The following is a 19,647-nucleotide window of genomic DNA, read 5'->3' as shown; positions in this document are numbered from 1 at the left end:
TCTAGCGGCCGTAGCCGCCATCAATCGCGCCTGAAAACCGTCGGATGTCGGTCACGCGAAAGGTCGGACTTTAATTGGTATTTGCCTCACCGGCGGCCTACCACTCCGTCATCCGCGGACGTCCCTCAAAAGCGTTCTTTCATCGCTATGCCCTGGGGCGGGCAACGCCGAACTTCCTCATCAACGGCGCCTTAAAACCGGGCAGATGCCGCACTTGCCTGCGACATTAAAGCAGCGAGCCATCCAATTGACTCTTCAAATTTTGAGGTATACCTGCTGTCTGAATTTTTAGAATCTAAGTAGAATTTATGCATCATCTCGGCGAAGTTATAATACGGCGACAACAAGAAAAGTTGATTGAAACGGTAAGGAAATTCGTTAAGAGAGGACAACCTTACATTATAATGGACTTTCCTTGCAGTAAGGATCCAGGCGATCATGCAAGTTGGCTCGGATTGGCTAAGGTACTACGAGAAGTAACAGGACGTCTTCCAGTGCTCACTGGCGGCACCACCAAAAGTATCGATGAAATAAAGTCAACGCCTGGCGATGCTCCAATATTCATTTGCGGCTGGGATACTTTTGGAGATGCACGGACAGGCAGGGATGATGTTCGCCACCGCTTGATGTGGAAGTATCCGGATCGAACGATTATCCAGATGCCGCAAACAATTCAATTCGCTAACGAGTCGCTTAGGGAGTACGCGAAACGTACGATTGGGCGGCATCGCAATTTTCATTGCATGACGCGCGATGCTCGGAGTTTCGCGCTAGCAAAAGCCAACTTCGATTGTGATGTTGAGGCTGGCCCGGACACGGCATTCGGCATGCAAATGCTCAAACCGTTCGAGGCTGATCCTCTCAGGGTTTTATACGTCATGCAGCCTTTTGGAGAGGACGACGTTGATATCGCTCCAGCGCGAGCGGTTGTCGACGGACCTCTTACCAATTGGATTAACGGCCCGAACAGTTTGTCGCGCATGCGCAAGTCGAGTGTCGTTAAGGCAGCCGGGCGGCGCGGTTTCAGCCGCTCGGCGATGGTGGCCCAACATCACGAGGACGTCGCTGCTCGATATGTCGACTATGGCGTGAAGATCCTGTCCGGCGCGCAACGGATAATTACCAACCGTTTACATGGTCATATCCTTTGTCTTTTGTTGAATAAGCCACATGCCGCGGTCGCGAGAAACGGAAGTAGGCTCCACGACTTTATCGACAATTGGACCGGCGACAGCCCACTGGTGGAGAAAGCGACAGATGCCGGTGAGCTTTTAGTGGCAATGTCTCGCCTCCCGTATGAGATGAACGGCACTTGGTACAATTCAAGTAAAGTTACAGCCCCAAGTCCAGGTCTTTCCACCCCAGATCTAGTAGCCCACCCATCTATAGTGTGATTCCCAGCAGGAGTTCAGTTTGTCGGTTATACGAGACGACGATATTCTATTCAGCCACGTCAGTGAGAATCGGTCCGCTGCAGCGGTGACGGGCGCCTTCTGGTCGGCGCTGAGCACACTTATACCGACCGTCCTTACCTTCGCAGTTTTTGTGGTGACATCTCGAGTTCTCCAGCCTCAGGATTTCGGTCTTGTCGCGCTCGCATTCAGTATAGTCTCGTTTGCAGGCAGTTTTGGACCGACTGCATTTGGCGAAGCAATCATCCAGCGAGCCGAAATAAGGCGTAGCCACCTCGACACTATATTCCTGCTTTCGCTTGCCTTTTCATTTTTGATCTACGGAGTTCTATGCGTAGCCGCTTCGCCGATCGCGGCATACGTGGGACATGCGGAAGTCACATCCCTGATTTACATCATGGGATTGAAGGTTTTCTTCGATTTCACGGCCGTCGTTCCGAATGCGATTGTGAATAGGAAGATGTCATTCCATTTGGTAGCCGTCCGCACAGTGATCGCGACGATTACGTCTGCTTGCATTTGCCTTGTTTTGGTTCTCGCGGGTTTCGGCTTGTGGGCGCTTGCGATTGCCCAGATCGCGGCCACAGCGGCATCATGCGGCGCTGCATTCTGGGGTGCGGGTTGGTTGCCTGGGCTTCACTTGAAGAGAACAAGCCTGAACGACCTGCTTCACTATGGATTTTTCGCATCCGGCACTCGATTTTTGCAGACGATGAGCTTGGACAACTTGATCATCGGCGTGCTCTTGAGCCCGTCAGCGCTCGGTATCTATAATTTTTCGAAGCGCTTGTTTGATATGATCAACAACATCATTGCTGGTGGCTTAACATCTGTCACGCACGTCTTGCTTTCTTCATTACGGTCCGATCCGAAGAAAGTTCGAGAAGCATTTCTAATGGCAACGTTTGGCTGCGCTCTGGTTTCGTATCCCGTATTCATCGGCCTTGCCGCAGTTGCCGGTGATGCGATCACGACAATTTTCGGTGCGCATTGGATTGACGCCGTTTGGCCGGTTCGGTTCTACTGCGTCATAGGGTTGATGGCTGGGATCGGCTACGTTCAGGCATCCCTGATAAAAAGCCAAGGGGAGATGGATTGGTGGTTTTACTACCAGCTGGCACGAAATCTCCTCACGCTCGTGACCATCGCAATTCTTTATCCTTATGGGGTGACGGTAATTGTTTTCGCGATAATGGTCGAAGTTCTGTTGTTTTGGCCGATCACCAGCTGGAAGGTTTCGCGGCATATAGAGCTGAGTGTCGGCGCGTATCTGATGCAATTCCTTCGGCCCAGCGTGGCTTGTGCGGGAATGGTTGCTGTCGTGTTGCTCCTCCATGAATTGCTAATTCATTGGTCCCCTTATCCACGTTTGGCCGTGGAAATTCTTGCGGGCGGCCTTGCGTACTGCTGCCTGATATTTGTTCTCTGCAGCGCCCGTTTAAATGTTTTGATCGGCAGTATAAAGCAGGCCCGGCAGCGTAAAACCAATCGGGGTGCGATCGTCAATCCTGTAGCGCATCAATCGTGATATCCGGGTTTCTCCGCAGCGACCTATGTTGCGGATTGAACCGACTGTTGCTCAAATCGGTCACTCCCAATGTCGCTTGAATGACGTTCTAATCTACCGCGTCTGAAAGTCCCCTCAGACATAAAGCGCAATAGGATCGATAAGATGACTGGTCTAGACCGCGGTTATTCGCCACTGGCGATTGATAACGTAGGCGTTTCGGTCACTGACCGCAGCCGCTACTATTCTCTCGATGCAATGCGCGGCTTTGCCGCCATTTGTGTTGTCGCTACACATTTCCAAGAGAAATATGCCCCATCAGCTTATCTCGCAGTCGATTTTTTCTTCGTTCTCAGCGGATTTATTATCGCGGAGATTTATGCAAAGCGGCTTTCGCGCGGTCTGCCATTCCAGTCGTTTATGACGGCTCGAATCAAGCGTCTTTATCCGCTCTATTTGATCGGAATTTTGGTCGGCCTCGTACAGATCATTCTGTTAACAAGCTGGGGCCTGAGAAATCAGAGCGTCCCTGACCTGTTGGTCTCGACAATTGCTAACGGGTTTTTGTTGCCCAGCCCAATGTATTTCCTTCAAGCGAATTCGATGCAGGGGATGTTTCCAATCAATGGCCCAGCCTGGTCAATGTTCTGGGAATTGTTGGTGAATATCCTCTTCGCACTTTGGCTTTTTCGGCTCTCTATCCGTGCCCTTTGCCAGGTTGCGTTGGCCTCGGCTGCATTTTTGATTTTTGTCGGTCTTAAGTACGGCATGTTGAATATCGGCTGGGAGTGGCCTTCAGCGGTAGGCGGGCTCCCAAGGGTAATGTTTTCATTTACTGCAGGCGTCCTGATCAGCCGTCTATTCGGTGGCATGCCCGCCTGGCGGAAGGGTTGGACCGCGATCGTGCCGTGTCTTCTTCTGATGATTTGCATTGCAGCGCCGGTTCCATTCGCGCTTCGGCCTTATTACGATTTGATGTTCGCGATGGCCCTCGCGCCGCTCATCGTGATGCTTGGCCTGTTTTTGGAGATGCCTGCAAAAGTACAGACGTTGGCGACGTGGATCGGGTATATCTCCTATCCTGTCTACATCCTACACCGAGGTGTGATCGGTGTTTTCAAGCCTGTCGCGGGGGCTATTGGATTGAATGGACCTGTCGCGTTCTTCGTGCTTCTCAGCGCTGTCATTTGTTTCGCATATGTGACCTCTCGCCTCATAGACAAAAAAATGGCTATACGAACTCGCCGAGCTCGAGAACTGGCGACCCTGACATCAAATGATGGAATGCAATAATAGTCGTACCGTGACCAGAAGCTTTTGAACAAAGGTTCCCGGCACGCAACCGGAGTGAGCCGCGAAGGGGCGCAATCGACCTGAACGTTCGAGCGACGCAGCCCTCCGAGGCCGAAATAGCCCACCCAGGAGCGTAGGCGCGAGGGCTGAACGCCTCTTCGTTCTGACTACGCGCCGCCGCGTCCCGTTTACGGGCCCGTGTCCTTGCCCTTCTCGTCTCGCTCAAGCAGATAGATGTCTTCCGCCAGGTCTTCCATCTTCCTCAGAAGCGCCGCATGCGCGTCGCGCAGGCCCTGATTGTAATAATGGGCGCCGATCTCATCGGCGAAGAAGTCGAGCAGAAACTCTGACGGCAGCACGCCGATCGATTGGTCGAGCTCCGTCTCGAAATAGCGGCGGATGCTGGAAACGATCGTCGCCTTCGCCTCCTTCGAAAATTCGATCTTCTTCATGATTTCCTCTTTGCGGATGCGATCAGGACTTTGATGGTTCAGCGAAATCGATTGGTCAATCAATGAAATTCAATTGCCGACGCAGGCCATAGACCCTATGGAAACCTGAATTCCAACAGGATAAGATCGCATGACTCGCGCCGACTTTGTTGAAGGTTTGCGGGGCGGCTTCGCCGTTGCGCTGGCGTCGGCGCCCTTTGCCGCCCTGTTCGGAGCGCTTGCGGTCGAAAACGGCATGTCGCTTCCCGAGATCGCCCTTATGAGCGGCACCGTCTATGCCGGCGCCAGCCAGATGGTCGGCATCGAACTTTTCGGACACAATGTCCATGCGTGGCTGATCGTGCTGTCGATTCTTGCCGTCAACTTTCGCCACGTGCTCTATTCGGCGGCAATGGCGCGCTATATCGGCGATTTCACGCCGGTCCAGAAATTCTTCACCTTCTTCCTGCTCGTCGATCCGCAATTTGCCGAAGCGGTGAAACGCGGCGAGGCCGGCCTGCCGGTCACCTTCGCCTGGTATCTCGGCTTCGGTATCATCATCTACATCCCCTGGGTGCTGATCAGCGTTGGCGGCGGCCTGCTCGGCGGTTTCATCGGCGATCCCAAAGCCATCGGCCTCGATATCCTGCTGCCGGCCTATTTCCTCGGCATCGTCCTCGGCTTCCGCAAACGCGACAATTTCCTGCCCGTGGCACTCGTCAGCGCGGTCGCTTCGGTGCTTGCCTATCGCTATGTCGGTTCGCCCTGGCATGTCAGCCTCGGCGCCGCCGCCGGCATCGTGCTTGCCGCCCTATTGCCGTTGCCGCCGCAACCGGGTGATCTCGAGGCCGACGCCCGTCAATCCGAAATTCACGAGGTCTGAGCCATGGAATTCGACCTTCACATGGCGCTCGTCATCTTGGCGGCCGCAGTCGCCACCTACGCCACCCGCATCGGCGGCTATATCCTCATTACCAGGATGAAGCACATCCCGCCGCGCATGGAGGCGGCGCTGAACGCCGTGCCGGCCGCCGTGCTGACGACGCTGGTCGCCCCCGCCTTCTTCACCGGAGGCTGGGATTCGAAGCTGGCGCTGGTCGTCGCCCTCTTCGTCGGCCTACGCGTCTCGCATAGCTGGATGCTGGTCGCCGCCTGGATCGTCGTGATGGCTTGGCGCCACACGATCGGGGTCTGAGCACCGGCCCGAAGGCCGGCATCTCAATATTCCAGCGGTAGAGTGGCGTTCTCGAGCCAAGCCCTGACATCGTGATCGTGGACGAGCGGCATCAGCGCCTCGCATGTGCGGCGATGATAGTCGTTGAACCAGTGTAACTCATCATGGGTCAGAAGCTCGGCAACGACGAGGCTGCGGTCGATCGGGCAGAAGGTCAGCGTCTCGAAGCCGAGCATCGCGGCATCACCGCCGTCGATCTCCTCGGCCCCGCGCACATAGATCAGGTTCTCGATGCGGATGCCGAAGCTGCCGGGCCGGTAATAGCCCGGCTCGTTCGATAGGATCATGCCGGGCAGCAGTTCCTGCGTCGAAAGCCTGGAGATGCGCTGCGGCCCCTCATGCACCGAGAGATAGGAGCCGACGCCATGGCCTGTACCATGGGCGAAATCGGCGCCTGCCCGCCACAGCGCGATGCGCGCCAGCGGATCGAGGTCGCAGCCGCGCGTGCCCTTTGGGAAACGCGCCGTGCTGATCTGGATCATCCCCTTCAGCACCAGCGTGAAGAAGCGGCGATGCTCGTCCGAGACAGTGCCGATGCCGACGGTACGGGTGATGTCGGTCGTGCCATTGATATATTGCGCGCCGGAATCGATCAGGAAGAGTTCGCCGGACTCGATCATTCGGTTGGTCTCGGTCGTCACGCGGTAGTGCATGATCGCCGCATGTTCGCCGGCACCCGAAATCGTGTCGAAGGAAATGTCCTTCAGCGGGTTCTGCATGCTCTGGCCGACGCGGGCACGCGCCGCTTCGAGATGCTCGGCGGCAGCGATCTCGCTCACCGTCCCGGGTTTCGTCTGCGACAGCCAATAGAGGAATTCCACCATCGCCGCCCCATCCTGCAGATGCGCGGCGGCCGAGCCGTTGATCTCGACCTCGTTCTTCACCGCGCGCGGCAGCTTGGCGGGATCAGAGCCCTCCACCACTTCGCCGCCTGCCTTGCGGATGATCTCCGCCAGCGCATAGGAGGCGATATCGGGATCGATCATCACGCGGCCGCCATCCGTGGAAACGACAGTGAGCCTCTCTTCAAGCGCCGAGGGCGGCAGCTGCGTGCAGATCTGTGCGAGATAGGCTTCGGGCTCGATGCCGGTCTTGCGCTTGTCGAGGAAGAGTTCGGCCTGCCCATCGGCATGAACGATGGCGCGCGCCAAAGGATGCGGCGTGTGCGGCACGTCGGCGCCGCGGATATTGAAGGTCCAGGCGACCGAGGACGGATCGGCGATCAGCACCGCCGCAAGATTCCTCTTCGAAAGGTCGGCGGCGATCGTGGCAATCTTGTCGCGCGCCAGCAAGCCGGCCTGCACGACATTCTGGATGCTGACCACGCCGAGCGGTTCGGCCGGCCGATCGCTCCAAAGCCTGTCCAGCGGATTGTGCGGCAGGAAGACCGGCGTACCACCGATCTCTGAAAGCGCTCTTTCCAGACGGCGCACCTCGGCACCTGCATGCAGCCAGGGATCGATGCCGAGCCGCAAGCCCTTGGTTCCGTTTGCGACCAGCCAGAGATGCGGCGGCTCGTTGACGAGATCGCCGCCCGAGAAGACCGATCCGTCGACCTGTTCGGTAAGTTGCGTCACATAACGCCCGTCGACGAAGACGATAGCCTGCGTGCGCAGGATGAGCGCAATGCCGGCCGAGCCTGTGAAGCCCGTCAGCCATGCGAGACGCTCCGAACCGGCCGGAACATATTCACCGTTGAACTCATCGGCACGCGGCACGAGGAAGGCGTCGATGCCGAGCGAATCGAAAGTAGCGCGCAACGCCGATACCCGATCCCTGCCGAACTGCGGCGTGGAGGTGACTTCGAAGGACTGGAACATGCTGGAAACCCGAATGGTTGAGACGAATCCGGTGAATGGGATGCTGGTCATGTTAGCGAAATTTCAATGGATAGGGAGAAAAAGCGACGAAACGAGTCGAAACTCGCAGTGCCGCCCAACATTTTGACGGAACTGTGACGTGAAAAGTTAATTTGGCACGCTTTATGCATTCGCCGCATGGCTCCTATGAGCGAAACCCTCTGCCTCCGCATTTCAGAATAGCTATATAGGCCCTATCGAACGGTTCGCGATGAACCTGAAACAAAGGATTTTTTGAAATGACCGCCTCTCTCGCGCGCTTCGCATATAGCAGCCCGTTGCAGGCTGGCGAACGCCAGACCGTGCGTCACGTCATCGGCGCCCGCCGGCCACAGAACGACGACAGCCTCAAGCTGCTTGGCGCCGGTCAGCGCGCCACGCGCCACAATGGCGCCCCCAGCTACGCGTTCTAAGTCTGAAAGCCCGTCCGTCTCCTCCCTCCCGGATTGGCCTATTGGAATGCAGTAGAGCCCGCTCGAGCGCTCCTCCCCTTGAGCTCGCGGGCAATGGCCGGATAGACCGGTCCAAGGCGGTGCCATAGGCACCGCCTTTTTTTGTTGGTTTAAGGCGGTTCCGTTTGTACGAAGCGCGAACCTCGCCCCATCCTCATTCCTGTGACAAGCACAGGAATGAAGGTGGGGCGGAGACACCTGCCTAAAGCCGACAGGCCAAGCCCTCGCCTCGCGGCCCCAAAAAATCATGGCCGATCGAAGTGGATCGTCACCCAGCCATTCCGCCAAATTGTCCTGACATGGCGAAGCCTCGCACCGCTATAGGCCGCAATTACCTTCCATCGCTGCGCGGCCAGAATGCCGGACAGAATGACCGATCCACCGGGTGCCAGATGTGTCGCAAGCTTCGGCGCCATGCGGATCAGTGGCCGGGCGAGAATGTTGGCGATGATGAGATCGAAAGGACCATGCTCGGAAAACGCCGTCGAATGAAAACCGGGAGCTGTCCTGGTAACAATGCCCGATGCGATGCCGTTACGGCGCACATTCTCAGCCGCCACCCGTGTCGCGATCGGATCGATGTCGGTCGCCAGCACCGGTATGTTCCTGAGCTTGCGCACCGCGATCGCCAGCACGCCGCTGCCGGTGCCGAGATCGAGCGCGTTGCGAACCGGGCGCGAGCGCACCACGGCATCGATCACCTCGAGGCAACCAGCCGTCGTGCCATGATGGCCGGTGCCGAAGGCCTGGCCGGCATCGATCTCGATGGCGATGTCGCCGGAGCGGATTTTGTCGCGGTCATGCGACCCATGCACGAGGAAGCGCCCTGCCCTGACGGGCTTCAGCCCCTCCAGCGACTTCACCACCCAGTCGACGTCAGGGATGACTTCCCGCTCCAACCGGGCATCGGGGAAAGAGGCTTTCAATGCGTCCTCGACGCGGGAATGCACTTCAGCCTCGTCCTCGGCCATCATATAGATCGAGGCTTCCCAGATGTCTCTCTTCTCATCGATCTCGGTGGTGCCGATGGCAAAGTCTTCTTCGCCGAAGACCGCGCTCAGAAGGTCGAGGATCTCTTCGGCCCTGCTTTCGGTCGTCGTCACGTAAAGGCGGATTTCACTCACGATAGGCGGTCTTTCCCGTTTCCGTTGCCCGCCACCGGTCGAGTCAACGCCCCATCACGCTGAAACCATCACCCCTTGCTGACGAGATTCTCCAGCTTCTTTACCGCCGTGTCCGGGTTTTCGCCATAGGCGATCGTTCCGGCAAACCGCCCGGCCGAGTCGAGCAGGAAGACCGAGGCGGTGTGATCCATCGTATAGTCACCGTTCGGATCCTTTTCGTCGATCGGCACCTTCTTGGCGTAGACGCGGAAACCCTTGATGACTTCGGCAATCTTCTCAGGCGCGCCTGATATGCCTGTAATGCGCTTGGAGACGTTGGACACATACCCATTCATGATCTCGGGCGTGTCACGCTCTGGATCGACGGTCACGAAATAGGCTTGCAGCTTGTCGCCCTTCGGATCAACTTTCTCCATCCAGCCGTTCAGCTCGAAAAGCGTCGTCGGGCAAACTTCCGGGCAATGGGTAAAGCCGAAAAACAGCGCCGTCGGCTTGCCACGGAGCGCCTGTTCGGTGATCGGCTGTCCGCTTTGCGAGACCAGAGTGAAAGGCACGCCGAAGGGCGCTTCCGCCACCACATCTTGAGACTTCGGATAATACGTCGCCCAGCCGAGAACCCCGGCAAGTATCAAAACACCGACCCAGACGGCGATGCGAAATCTCTTCATTGGCATGATCCTCGATCCAGGCGGATAGGTGCCGCCGGCCCCGTGCGCGCGCTCCGCGTGATTATAGTCTCGACCGAGCGCGCGCAATTCAAGAATATGTTTTTTGACCCGTGATTAATCGCCTCACCCGCAGAAACTGTCGGGGTAAGGAAATTCGCGCTTAGAAATCTGCCCGGATCAAAAATGCGATGTTTGCGAATGGCTTACCTTTAGAGCGACGGGTAATCCGAAAATACATATCGTTAGGAAAGACTTAAGCCGTCACATCTATATTTAACGGCGGTTATGCATCGCCGCTCCCGTCGGGGACAACTGGGAAGAATTCTGACCATGAACAACAACAACGCCATCAAGCAGTCGGGCGCTTATCTCGAAATCGTCTCGTTCCACCTGGGCGACCAGGAATTCTGCATCGACATCATGGCCATCCGCGAAATCCGCGGCTGGGCGCCGGTGACGCCGATGCCGCACACCCCGCCCTACGTGCTCGGCCTCATCAACCTGCGCGGCGCGGTCATCCCCGTCATCGACATGGCCTGCCGCCTCGGCATGAAGATGACCGAGCCCTCCGAGCGCTCAGCGATCATCGTGACCGACATTGCCGGCAAGCTGGTCGGCCTGTTGGTCGAACAGGTCTCCGACATGATGACCATCAAGAGCGAAGACCTGCAGCCACCACCGGAAATCATCCCGGAAGCCCAGCGCGCCTTCTGCCGCGGCATCGTCGCGCTCGAAAAGACCATGGTCTGCTTCCTCAACCTCGATACGGTCATCGCCGACGAGTTGACCCAGGCCGCCTGAGGGCTATCCATATCTGGAATTAAGAGGCCTGGCTCGTCCGGGCCTTTTTGAATTTGGAATGAGCGAAAAAGGGAAGCGGCGCTCTTTCCAAAATCTCACCGCAGAAGCCTTATTGCGGCTTCCCATTCTTCCAGACAACGTTCTGCCCATAGAGCGGAATCGTCGAAATCGACATCTTCGCCGACCCATCGGTCAATTCGCGCGAATGGGCGAGATAGATCAGCGTGTCGTTGGTCTTGTCGTAGATGCGGTTGACGACCAGTGTCTTCCAGATCAGCGACATGCCCTGGCGGAACACCTCGCTGCCATCCTTGGACAAGTCGATACTGCCGATCTCGATCGGCCCCGTCTGCCGGCAGGCGATGGAATTGTTGGACGGATCCTCGAACCAGTTACCGTTCTTGAACCGGTCGATCAGGCTGCGGTCGAAGTAGGTGACATGGCAGGTGACGCCCTTGACGTCAGGGTCGGAGACCGCCTCGACGATGATGTCGTTGCCGATCCAGTCGACCCCGACCTTGCCGACAACCTCGGCTGAGGCAGCACCTGTGGAAAGGGCGGCGAAAGAGAAGGCGGCGAGGAGAAGATTGCGCAGTCTGGACATGGCGGCTCCCTGGTAATCCGCATTCTAGATAAGCATGCACCCATGCTTTGCAAGATAAGCGCGTTTGCGGAAAGGGATCAGCCTTTTCGGCAGGTACAAGGCTCGTAGGCCCGCGCCGACAGCCGGCCGGGCCTCATGCCGATCAGCGCCGGTATGGCATGAACGGCATTGGCCTTGACCGCTTTTGCCATCTCGATCGCTGCGGTCGCGCAGACGACGGCGTCCTCGGCGGCATTGTGGTGCACGAAACGCAAGCCGAGATGCTCGGCGATCAGGTTCAGCCGATGCGAGAGGAAGTGCGGCCAGATCCGCTGCGCCATCTTGAGGCTGCAGAGATAAGAAAGTTCCGGGTAGGATTGCCGGTAGAGATCGAGGCTCGCCCGCCAGACGCTGAAGTCGAAGGCGGCGTTGTGGGCGATCATTGTCGAGCCGCTGATATCCTCATGGAACTCGTCCATCACCTCGGGAAACTCAGGCGCATCCTCGACATGTTCCGGCCGGATGCCGTGGATCGCAATGTTCATCCCGGAAAAGCGCATGTCCCGCGGCCGGATCAGCCGTTCCTCGACGCGCGTAACCCTGCCCTCCTCGATCCAGGCAAGGCCGACGGAACAGGCGCTACCGCGTTGTTCGTTCGCCGTCTCGAAGTCAATCGCGATGGTCTTCAAATCAGCACCCGAATCATTCCTTCAAAAATAGAAATACCGTCCTGCTCCCGGCGGCGCAAATTCGACACGACGCATGGTTGACTTTTCAACCGACATATCGAAACTTCTCGCCATGATCGGTTTCATGACCATGGCAGCGTTTATCCACCACACCACGACCCTTGAAGGGTACGCGGGAGCGATGGCGCGTTAACAGCGATCCGATCATCCTGAAAACCCTGCCGAGGCGAGCAGGGTTTTCAGAACCTCGGCTCTCCTCCTTAAATCAACGGAGAGCAGCCAATGTCTGAAAACGAAGAGAGTGACGCTGGCCGCCGAGCGCGCCTTCCGGAGGGCATCCTCGTGCGCGCCGTACGCCTTTCCGATGCGGAGGAAATCACCGATCTGATAAATCTGCCGGGCTATCGGGCCGGCACCCTGCGGCCACCGTACCAGAGGGTCGAAGAGGTTCGCAAAAATATGGAAAACCCGTCGCCGGGTGCGCTGAACCTCGTCGTCACCCTGGATGGCAAGATCGTCGGCAATGGCGGCCTCAATCGCTTCTCCGGCCGCAGGCAGCACGTTGCCAGCCTCGGCATGGGCGTGCATGACGATTTCACCGGCCGTGGTTTCGGCCGCATCCTGCTCGGCGCCATGGTCGACGCCGCCGACGACTGGCTTGATGTCAAACGGCTGGAACTGACCGTCTACACCGACAACGGTGTCGCGATCGGCCTCTACGAAAAGTTCGGCTTCGAGCGCGAAGGTCTGCTAAGGGCCTTCGGCTTTCGATCGGGAGAGTATGTCGACGCCTATACGATGGCGCGGCTCAGGCTTTGAAAGAACGAGGCTGACGGCCCGCCGTCAGCCTCTCACCCGCTGATCAGCGCCAGCCATTCGTCCTCGTCCATCGTCTGCACGCCGAGTTCGCGCGCCTTGTCGAGCTTGGAGCCGGCGCCAGGGCCGGCGACAACGATGTCGGTCTTCTTGGAGACCGATCCCGCCACCTTGGCGCCGAGGCTTTCCGCCCTCGCCTTCGCCTCGTCGCGGGTGAATTTTTCCAGCGATCCGGTAAAGACCACGGTCTTGCCGGCGACCGGACTGCCTGAGGTGACCGGGTGCTCGGCCTCCTGAGGCTTCACCTGCCTGATCAGCTCCGAAATCACCGCAACGTTGCGCGGTTCCTTGTAGAATTCGACCATGGCGCGGGCAACGACCTCGCCGATGCCGTCGATGGCGTTGAGATCGTTCCAGGCGTCGCCGGCAAGCGTCTCAGCCTCCCGCATAGCCGTTTCAAAGGCTTCGTAGGTGCCATAGGAGCGCGCCAGCAGCTTCGCTGTGGTTTCGCCGACGTGACGGATGCCGAGCGCGTAGATGAAGCGATGGAGCGCAATACTGCGCCGCTCGTTGATCGCCATATAAAGCTTGCCGACGCTGACCTTGCCGAAGCCGTCGATATTCTCCAGCTTGGTCAGCGATTGCAGTTGCCGCTCCTCCAGCGTGAAGATCTCGGGCGCCGTGCGGATTTGCAGCGACGGATCCTCGTTTTCGAAGAAGAAGTCGATCTGCTTCGACCCCAGCCCCTCGATATCGAAGGCGTTGCGCGAGACGAAGTGCTTCAGATGCTCGGTCGCCTGCGCCCGGCAGATGAACCCGCCGGTGCAGCGGCGCACCGAATCCATCTTGCCGGTCTTCTCGTTGACCTCGCGCACCGCATGCGAACCGCAGACCGGGCAGGTTTTCGGAAATTCGTACGATCGGGCGTCAGCCGTGCGTTTTTCCATCACCACGTCGAGGATCTGCGGAATGACGTCGCCGGCGCGCTGGACGATGACGGTATCGCCTTCGCGGATATCATGGTCTTCCGGCCGGATGCGCTCGCCATTATTGCCGAGACCCTTGATGTAGTCCTCGTTGTGCAGCGTCGCATTGGTGACGACGACGCCGCCGACGGTGATCGGCTTCAGCCGCGCCACCGGCGTCAGCGCTCCGGTACGGCCGACCTGGATCTCGATCTTCTCGACCTCGGTGAAAGCCTGTTCGGCCGGAAATTTATGCGCCGTCGCCCAGCGCGGGCTGCGCGAGCGGAAGCCGAGACGCTGCTGTAATTCGAGGCTGTCGACCTTGTAGACGACGCCGTCGATGTCGTAGTCGAGATCCGGACGTTCGAGGCCGATCTCGTCATAATGCGCCAGAATGTCAGCGACCGAATTCAGCCGCTTCATCAGCGGGTTCACGGGAAATCCCCAGTCCTTGAAGGTCTGCACCATGCCGAACTGTGTATCTTCAGGCATCTCCGACATCTCTCCCCAGGCATAGGCGAAGAATTTCAGCTTGCGGCTCGCCGTCACCTTGGCGTCGAGCTGGCGCAGTGACCCGGCCGCCGTATTGCGTGGGTTGACATAGGTCTGCTTGCCCTCCGCCTCCATCTGCCGGTTCAGCGCCAGAAAGTCGCTCTTGGCCATATAAACCTCGCCGCGGATCTCCACTACAGCGGGCACGCCCTTCGGTAGCTTGTTGGGGATTTCTGCGATGGTGCGAATGTTAGCGGTGACGTTCTCCCCCGTTGTACCGTCGCCACGCGTCGCAGCCGTCACCAGACTGCCGTTCTCGTAACGGATCGACATCGACAGACCGTCGATCTTCGGCTCGGCGGTAAAGGCGATCGACTGGTCCGGCAGACGGCCGAGGAAGCGATAGACGCCAGCGACGAAATCCTGCACGTCCTCCTGCGAGAAGGTGTTGTCAAGCGACAGCATCGGCCGCGCATGGACGACGGGCGTGAAAGTGACGGAAGGCGCAGCGCCGACATGCCGCGACGGGCTGTCCTCGCGGATCAACTCGGGAAATCGTGCTTCGAGCGCATCGTTCCGGCGCTTCAACGCGTCGTAATCGGCATCCGAGATCTCCGGCTGGTCCTTTCCATGGTAGAGCGCATCGTGATGCGCGATCTCCTTTGCCAGGCGCTCAAGCTCGGCGGCAACCTCTTCGATCGTCAACGTATCGACGGCGGAACCTTCGGTGGACATGGAACATCACTCCAGAGAATCTGGTCAGAAAATCTGGATTGTTTTTAGAGCAAAATTGCCGGATGAAAAGAGAGGGGGATATGCTGCATGCCGGATGGCCCGCTATCGGACAGGGCCACCCAGCTCTCTGCCCTCATCCCTCATCCTGTAACCCGCAAGATCACATGGCACTAGCCGGGAATATCTGGGAATTGCCGGGAAATGGCGGTGAAAGCCTATAAACACAGGGCTTCTAGTGGATTCCGCGGCGAAAGATGCGACAACAGCCGCGCAAGATCAAATGGCACCTCAGTTGCAGATAAGAAGTCGTTGGCCTAACCCTTTCCCCGCATTTTGACCTACCATTGCTGCAGGGAGAGAGGGGATTTTAGCTGCCGTTTTAGAACGCCTTCGAGTTCAGACTTTTCGTGAAAAAAGCGACTTCATAATTTTAAAAAAATCTACGAATGCTTGGATCTCTCTGCGGCCTCTAAACTCGTGATAATATTCGATTTCCTGCTTTTTCTCAGGAGGCTTCTCGTTCTCATCCCGCTTTGTCATCAGACTTGATGCCTCTCACAAGCCACTCTTCGTTGAGCTGACGATCGGCGTATACAAAAGGTATTGCGAGGTCTTCACCGCCGGATTTCTGCAATATCGGCTTCGAAACGTGATCAGGTTTCCCCGCTCGCTGTCGCGCCAAGTCCGCATCTCCGTCGTGCAGTATGTCGGAGGGCCAAGATCGAGGTCGTCGAGTTCAGGCCTACCATATTGTGCCCGGAGCTTTGCACTAACCCGCACGGCTTGCTCGTAATCACTCATATATAGCACAACCGCAGAAAGCTTTTTGTTATGAAACAGGTAATCGGCAGAAAAGTTCTCAGCCCCTGCCTTGTATGGCCCCGAAAGAAGCGGCTTTCCGTATGCCGGAATGGAGCGATCTTCGATCGCGGTCCCGACCACTAGCTCCAATTGCCTTTCGCTCGCTCTCAACGCTTCGAGTGATTGACCCCACCGTGTATCTTGCCAATCTGCGTAGACACAAGTCGCTGTAAATGCAGAAATTAACAGCGCACATAAGAACGCAGCTCGGCGGGTCATATCGACCTTCCAAACCACATGACGCGACCCGCAATGTGCAGATCCGGGACTTCTGCGATCGGCACGTCTTCGCGTGGGTATCGCTCATTGTCGGATATCAGCGTTAGCGAGCCATCGCGCTTTATGTGGACGCGTTTCACTAGGACATTGCCGGCATATATGATGACGTAAATGGCGTTGTCGCGGACCTGATTTATCGAGGTGTCGACCACTAGAATGTCGCCGTCTCGGATCGTCGGCTCCATGCTGTCGCCTTTGACGTCAAGTATTCGGGCGGCGGCTGCATTAATGCTGCGCTCGCGGAGCCAATTTCGATTAAAGCCAAGAATATCAACGGTATCTTCGCTAACAACGAGGGCACCAGTCCCTGCAGACGCCTGGACGTCCAGACGCTGAATAAAAGCAATTTCATTCATTATTCGACCACGAGACCTTTCAAAGTTTCTTCAATGTGGAATCAGGCGGCGGGCTGCGCGAGGTGCAGGACAACGCGGCTGTTTATGAGGCCGACTAGGCCTGTTTAAAACTCGGTCACCGGAGCGAGGTTTCCACCCCGCTTCAAAGGGTCCAACTGAGGCCGAAGTCGCGGCCAATATTTCAGAAGGACCACTATGTAATCCCGTGCCTCTTGGCTATAGGCCATAGTAATGCCGGCAGGATCAAACTCCCTTCCGGTGAGGCAGGCAAAAGCACCTTCCACGCCCATAGTGATGGAACGGATCATCTCGTACGTCTCTTTCTCGTCGCGCCCCCTCCTTCTGCTAAGGGCAGCCGCCCAGGAACCGAGGACGTGAAAATAGCCTTACGTAAATCGGGGGGTGCTTCCTCGTTTCCACATTTGCCAGGGTCGCGGCTTCGTCTGCGATCCTGAAAGAGAAGTAGACCGCCCACATCTGAAGCGAAAGCATCGTCGAGCCAGGCCCAAATTTATTTTCCCAGTCCGTAATCATCGGCAACCAGGGTTGCGGTAGTAGTCTTTCCCGAGTCATGGCGGTTCCAGCGAAGACGTCGGCATCCATTTCGAGAGTTTGGTATTCAGTCTCGGAAATCCGCGCATCGGGTGTTTTTTCAATTTCTTTGTAGGCGCTTATCCCGAGCCCGTTACCGAAGCTCGTGTGACCGTTCCATATGTGACCCATCTCGTGTTCGAAGATGAAGTCCATCGCGATAGTCGTGAGAAGCGTTGCCAAGTTCGATCTGATCTGATTGGGCGGAACTATCCGAGGAACATTTGAGTTGAGACCATATACAAGGTCTTTCGGATCAACCGGCTCTGGATCAACGTGTTCCTCGTCAAGCGGCCCCGCGAAAGGCATAACCGATTTGAAACAGAGAGCGCGATTGAATGCCCGCTCTAACGACACAGGCACGTTGGCGCTGATCGCAATCAGGTCTCCCTCGTCGTCCGTTCTGGCGATGGCGTTGTATTCACAATCTTCTGAAAATCCGATTGCCACTGAATGACCCGGAGCTTGCTGCCGAGCTCGCTCAGCTGCGAAATAACTGAAGCGGTCGAGCAGTTGTTTCAAAAGGGGCTGCCAAAATTCCAGACTGTCCGGGTGGAGGGCAGTGCGGCCGAAGCGGCGCAGCCGCCGCTCAAAATTGGATGCCATGCTATCCTCCAACCCTTAACTGGATCCTCGCCTATCAGCGTCCGGCTATCAGCGACGCCCGTGCCATTCAGTGTCCTGCATAGAGCGCTAGCATCGTTTGCCGCATGAGCGAGGCAATGAATAGAAATTTCTTGGCGCTCAGGCCTCGTGCGAACTCAATCGTTCCCAACTGTGACGGCCAAATTCTGTGCAATCCAGACTGGTGGCAGAGTTCATCTAATCCGGCATAGCCGACTTGATACGGTCCTGGTAAACGCACAACAATCAACCCCACGGTGCCAAAATGGATCCTCGTAAATAGAGCTCGGTCGAGCTCACCCTCTTCGGACCGCGGCCAGGCGCCGGTGTGGAACCAATCGGCCTCGTCGTTGCTTCGAAGTCGAGTCATATAGATTCGCCAGTCGGGAGGCGGTTTGCTGAAGCTTTTTGCAGTGAATGGCATGGCGTGCCGATCCTGATCGGTAGCCATGACAAGCTTCGGATCATAAAATTCGATTACCATCGTGAATATTGTCGCCCACGTCGCGATGACTTCCTGCACCGTCTGAGACATTGTCCTGCCAACGGTCGAATAGGGCTTTAAGTGCGCGCTTGCAGCATTTTGAATGCGAGACATCCAGCCATTGTTGCAGAGTTTGCAGACCACTTCGATTGTCTGTTCTGTAGGAGCACCCTTGACCCGCGCGTTGATTTTCCGGGGTTCGCTGCCCTCGGTCACAAACAGGGTGTATGGGGAAGCTTTTGGCAGGTGTGGTTGGAGCCACTTCGGCCAGTAGTCTTCTTTTGAGTTGGCGTAGCGAATACCGCAGAAGATGCACTTCGAGACTGGCCTTTGGATCTTTCGCATTTGCTCCTCTGGGGGATGCCGTAGGGCGGTGGCTGTGTTGGCGTTATTGGAACGTGGATGATAGCCGAAAACCGAGTCGCGCCTTAGAGAGCTTCACGAGGCAATTAAGAGCTTTCAAGAAGATCAAAAATTCTGGGTTTCCGCTGTTAAAATTCCAACGACCGATTGAGTTAGTTTCTGTTGCCATTTGATCTTGCGCGAAATGCCATTCGATTTTGCGCGCTACACATCCCTGTGCTCGTCACAGGGATCCAGCCACGGCGCGTCCGCGCCGTGAATGACTCTCATACAGGCAAGAAGTCTCTCGCGCCCAAGGACTTGGGCGCGCTGGATCCTTGTGACGAGCACAGGGATGAGGGAGATTGGGGTCAGCGTTCGCACGTAATTCATGCCTGTGGGACGCTTGTCGCGGCCTTCGGCGCCGGCAGGAAACGCGATAGCTCGCCGCCTAACCGGCCTATTCCCAGTCTCGAGCATTGCGCAGCCGGATGCCGCTGGCATGCAGGCCGGTATTCAAGAGGCTCTTCAACGGCCGCAGGCTATCGACCACCCTGAGATCCACCTTGCGTGACACAAGCTCCTGGTCGAGGCGCGACATGGCGGTCCGCTTGACGGGAATGACACGTCGGCGGGCCACCCACATGCCCGCGTCATCGAGATTCTCGAAATCCTGCGTCGGCATCTCGTAACGATGGATCGTCTCTGCCTCGAGCCTTTCCAGCCAATGACGCTCGACGAAGGCGACGGCGGGCCAATCACCGAGCCAGCGCCGCCGTTCGGCCTCCGACGTATCCGGCGTCGCCCAGATCAGGATGCGCGGGCAGTCGCGCGGAAAGAGATACATGAAGTCATGATCGCCATCGATCGCCCAGACGAGCGGACCGTTCAGCCATTCCCTGCCGGCCGGGCGAATGGAGGGGATGCGGACCGGGCGCGGTTCGAAGACGGCGATATCGGGATCATCGCTGAAATGGAAAAGACGCATGGCAAGGGATCACCGCTGATCGAGTGATTCGCATAACGTGAATCGGAATGCATGTCACAGC

Annotated in this window: 19 protein-coding genes; 8 read left to right on the top strand and 11 right to left on the bottom strand. The window is 57.3% G+C overall.

What is annotated here, in order from left to right; genetic code table 11:
* Window positions 1-308 precede the first annotated feature (308 nt).
* The 3 genes from RCCGE510_RS11760 (at window position 309) to RCCGE510_RS11750 (ending at window position 4,212) form a co-directional block, all read left to right on the top strand.
* Window positions 309-1,394: a polysaccharide pyruvyl transferase family protein gene (locus tag RCCGE510_RS11760; protein WP_037078380.1), complete on the top strand. Its 1,086-nt coding sequence runs from the start codon at window positions 309-311 to the stop codon at window positions 1,392-1,394.
* A 19-nt stretch (window positions 1,395-1,413) separates the two neighbouring features.
* Complete coding sequence (locus tag RCCGE510_RS11755; RefSeq protein WP_007630154.1) at window positions 1,414-2,940, top strand: lipopolysaccharide biosynthesis protein; 1,527 nt, start codon at window positions 1,414-1,416, stop codon at window positions 2,938-2,940.
* A gap of 144 nt (window positions 2,941-3,084) precedes the next feature.
* Window positions 3,085-4,212, top strand: a complete 1,128-nt coding sequence (locus RCCGE510_RS11750; RefSeq protein ID WP_007630153.1) for an acyltransferase — start codon at window positions 3,085-3,087, stop codon at window positions 4,210-4,212.
* Window positions 4,213-4,400: 188 nt separating this feature from the next.
* On the opposite strand, the gene RCCGE510_RS11745 is transcribed toward RCCGE510_RS11750, so the two are convergent.
* A complete protein-coding gene (locus RCCGE510_RS11745; protein WP_037078403.1) occupies window positions 4,401-4,664 on the bottom strand; it encodes a DUF2164 domain-containing protein in 264 nt (87 codons plus the stop codon).
* A 130-nt stretch (window positions 4,665-4,794) separates the two neighbouring features.
* Here RCCGE510_RS11745 and RCCGE510_RS11740 point away from each other — a divergent pair, with 130 nt between their 5' ends.
* Both RCCGE510_RS11740 and RCCGE510_RS11735 read left to right on the top strand, forming a co-directional pair.
* Window positions 4,795-5,526 carry an AzlC family ABC transporter permease gene (locus tag RCCGE510_RS11740; RefSeq protein WP_007630151.1) on the top strand — a complete coding sequence of 244 codons (732 nt, stop codon included), beginning with the start codon at window positions 4,795-4,797 and terminating at the stop codon, window positions 5,524-5,526.
* A gap of 3 nt (window positions 5,527-5,529) precedes the next feature.
* On the top strand, window positions 5,530-5,838 hold the full coding sequence (locus tag RCCGE510_RS11735; RefSeq protein WP_007630150.1) for an AzlD family protein: 309 nt from the start codon (window positions 5,530-5,532) through the stop codon (window positions 5,836-5,838).
* 23 nt (window positions 5,839-5,861) lie between these two features.
* Here RCCGE510_RS11735 and RCCGE510_RS11730 read toward each other — a convergent pair whose 3' ends face one another.
* A complete protein-coding gene (locus RCCGE510_RS11730) occupies window positions 5,862-7,748 on the bottom strand; it encodes an aminopeptidase P family protein (RefSeq protein WP_240539648.1) in 1,887 nt (628 codons plus the stop codon).
* A gap of 227 nt (window positions 7,749-7,975) precedes the next feature.
* On the opposite strand from RCCGE510_RS11730, the gene RCCGE510_RS35165 reads away from it, so the two are divergent.
* Window positions 7,976-8,149 (top strand): hypothetical protein, encoded by a 174-nt coding sequence (locus RCCGE510_RS35165; protein WP_007630148.1) that lies wholly within the window; start codon window positions 7,976-7,978, stop codon window positions 8,147-8,149.
* A gap of 284 nt (window positions 8,150-8,433) precedes the next feature.
* On the opposite strand, the gene RCCGE510_RS11725 is transcribed toward RCCGE510_RS35165, so the two are convergent.
* Together RCCGE510_RS11725 and RCCGE510_RS11720 are read right to left on the bottom strand one after the other, a co-directional pair.
* Window positions 8,434-9,312 carry a 50S ribosomal protein L11 methyltransferase gene (locus RCCGE510_RS11725; RefSeq protein ID WP_007630147.1) on the bottom strand — a complete coding sequence of 293 codons (879 nt, stop codon included), beginning with the start codon at window positions 9,310-9,312 and terminating at the stop codon, window positions 8,434-8,436.
* Between the two features lie 68 nt (window positions 9,313-9,380).
* Window positions 9,381-9,980 carry an SCO family protein gene (locus RCCGE510_RS11720; protein WP_007630146.1) on the bottom strand — a complete coding sequence of 200 codons (600 nt, stop codon included), beginning with the start codon at window positions 9,978-9,980 and terminating at the stop codon, window positions 9,381-9,383.
* 330 nt (window positions 9,981-10,310) lie between these two features.
* On the opposite strand from RCCGE510_RS11720, the gene RCCGE510_RS11715 reads away from it, so the two are divergent.
* Window positions 10,311-10,781 carry a chemotaxis protein CheW gene (locus RCCGE510_RS11715; protein WP_003541378.1) on the top strand — a complete coding sequence of 157 codons (471 nt, stop codon included), beginning with the start codon at window positions 10,311-10,313 and terminating at the stop codon, window positions 10,779-10,781.
* Window positions 10,782-10,890: 109 nt separating this feature from the next.
* Here RCCGE510_RS11715 and RCCGE510_RS11710 read toward each other — a convergent pair whose 3' ends face one another.
* On the bottom strand, window positions 10,891-11,385 hold the full coding sequence (locus RCCGE510_RS11710; protein WP_007630137.1) for a CreA family protein: 495 nt from the start codon (window positions 11,383-11,385) through the stop codon (window positions 10,891-10,893).
* A gap of 77 nt (window positions 11,386-11,462) precedes the next feature.
* Window positions 11,463-12,053, bottom strand: a complete 591-nt coding sequence (locus RCCGE510_RS11705) for a 3'-5' exonuclease (RefSeq protein WP_007630136.1) — start codon at window positions 12,051-12,053, stop codon at window positions 11,463-11,465.
* Between the two features lie 282 nt (window positions 12,054-12,335).
* Here RCCGE510_RS11705 and RCCGE510_RS11700 point away from each other — a divergent pair, with 282 nt between their 5' ends.
* Window positions 12,336-12,872, top strand: coding sequence for a GNAT family N-acetyltransferase (locus RCCGE510_RS11700; RefSeq protein ID WP_007630134.1), 537 nt, complete (start codon window positions 12,336-12,338; stop codon window positions 12,870-12,872).
* Window positions 12,873-12,904: 32 nt separating this feature from the next.
* Here RCCGE510_RS11700 and ligA read toward each other — a convergent pair whose 3' ends face one another.
* From ligA to RCCGE510_RS11660, 5 genes are all read right to left on the bottom strand, one after another.
* Entirely contained in the window at window positions 12,905-15,061 is a 2,157-nt protein-coding gene (gene ligA / locus RCCGE510_RS11695; protein ID WP_007630132.1) for an NAD-dependent DNA ligase LigA, read from the bottom strand.
* 1,076 nt (window positions 15,062-16,137) lie between these two features.
* Complete coding sequence (locus RCCGE510_RS35570; RefSeq protein ID WP_007630129.1) at window positions 16,138-16,557, bottom strand: helix-turn-helix transcriptional regulator; 420 nt, start codon at window positions 16,555-16,557, stop codon at window positions 16,138-16,140.
* A 345-nt stretch (window positions 16,558-16,902) separates the two neighbouring features.
* Window positions 16,903-17,754 (bottom strand): hypothetical protein, encoded by an 852-nt coding sequence (locus tag RCCGE510_RS11675; RefSeq protein WP_007630127.1) that lies wholly within the window; start codon window positions 17,752-17,754, stop codon window positions 16,903-16,905.
* A gap of 67 nt (window positions 17,755-17,821) precedes the next feature.
* The gene (locus RCCGE510_RS11670; RefSeq protein WP_007630126.1) at window positions 17,822-18,601 is read right to left on the bottom strand and encodes a hypothetical protein; all 780 of its coding nucleotides are present in this window, start codon (window positions 18,599-18,601) and stop codon (window positions 17,822-17,824) included.
* 457 nt (window positions 18,602-19,058) lie between these two features.
* Window positions 19,059-19,586 carry a DUF6886 family protein gene (locus RCCGE510_RS11660; RefSeq protein WP_007630125.1) on the bottom strand — a complete coding sequence of 176 codons (528 nt, stop codon included), beginning with the start codon at window positions 19,584-19,586 and terminating at the stop codon, window positions 19,059-19,061.
* Between the last annotated feature and the right edge of the window lie 61 nt (window positions 19,587-19,647).

Origin of the sequence: Rhizobium sp. CCGE 510 (genome assembly GCF_000292525.1) — a bacterium.
Lineage (GTDB): Bacteria > Pseudomonadota > Alphaproteobacteria > Rhizobiales > Rhizobiaceae > Rhizobium.
The sequence above is the reverse complement of the archived record's forward strand: the minus strand, read 5'-3'. Positions and strand labels throughout refer to the sequence as shown.

Bases quoted from the DNA above. Each gene is read 5' to 3' on its own strand.
- RCCGE510_RS11760 (WP_037078380.1), top strand. From the start codon at position 309: ATGCATCATCTCGGCGAAGTTATAATACGGCGACAACAAGAAAAGTTG.
- RCCGE510_RS11750 (WP_007630153.1), top strand. From the start codon at position 3,085: ATGACTGGTCTAGACCGCGGTTATTCGCCACTGGCGATTGATAACGTA.
- RCCGE510_RS11745 (WP_037078403.1), bottom strand. From the start codon at position 4,664: ATGAAGAAGATCGAATTTTCGAAGGAGGCGAAGGCGACGATCGTTTCC.
- RCCGE510_RS11740 (WP_007630151.1), top strand. From the start codon at position 4,795: ATGACTCGCGCCGACTTTGTTGAAGGTTTGCGGGGCGGCTTCGCCGTT.
- RCCGE510_RS11735 (WP_007630150.1), top strand. From the start codon at position 5,530: ATGGAATTCGACCTTCACATGGCGCTCGTCATCTTGGCGGCCGCAGTC.
- RCCGE510_RS11730 (WP_240539648.1), bottom strand. From the start codon at position 7,748: ATGACCAGCATCCCATTCACCGGATTCGTCTCAACCATTCGGGTTTCC.
- RCCGE510_RS35165 (WP_007630148.1), top strand. From the start codon at position 7,976: ATGACCGCCTCTCTCGCGCGCTTCGCATATAGCAGCCCGTTGCAGGCT.
- RCCGE510_RS11720 (WP_007630146.1), bottom strand. From the start codon at position 9,980: ATGAAGAGATTTCGCATCGCCGTCTGGGTCGGTGTTTTGATACTTGCC.
- RCCGE510_RS11715 (WP_003541378.1), top strand. From the start codon at position 10,311: ATGAACAACAACAACGCCATCAAGCAGTCGGGCGCTTATCTCGAAATC.
- RCCGE510_RS11710 (WP_007630137.1), bottom strand. From the start codon at position 11,385: ATGTCCAGACTGCGCAATCTTCTCCTCGCCGCCTTCTCTTTCGCCGCC.
- RCCGE510_RS11700 (WP_007630134.1), top strand. From the start codon at position 12,336: ATGTCTGAAAACGAAGAGAGTGACGCTGGCCGCCGAGCGCGCCTTCCG.
- ligA (WP_007630132.1), bottom strand. From the start codon at position 15,061: ATGTCCACCGAAGGTTCCGCCGTCGATACGTTGACGATCGAAGAGGTT.
- RCCGE510_RS35570 (WP_007630129.1), bottom strand. From the start codon at position 16,557: ATGAATGAAATTGCTTTTATTCAGCGTCTGGACGTCCAGGCGTCTGCA.
- RCCGE510_RS11675 (WP_007630127.1), bottom strand. From the start codon at position 17,754: ATGGCATCCAATTTTGAGCGGCGGCTGCGCCGCTTCGGCCGCACTGCC.
- RCCGE510_RS11670 (WP_007630126.1), bottom strand. From the start codon at position 18,601: ATGCGAAAGATCCAAAGGCCAGTCTCGAAGTGCATCTTCTGCGGTATT.
- RCCGE510_RS11660 (WP_007630125.1), bottom strand. From the start codon at position 19,586: ATGCGTCTTTTCCATTTCAGCGATGATCCCGATATCGCCGTCTTCGAA.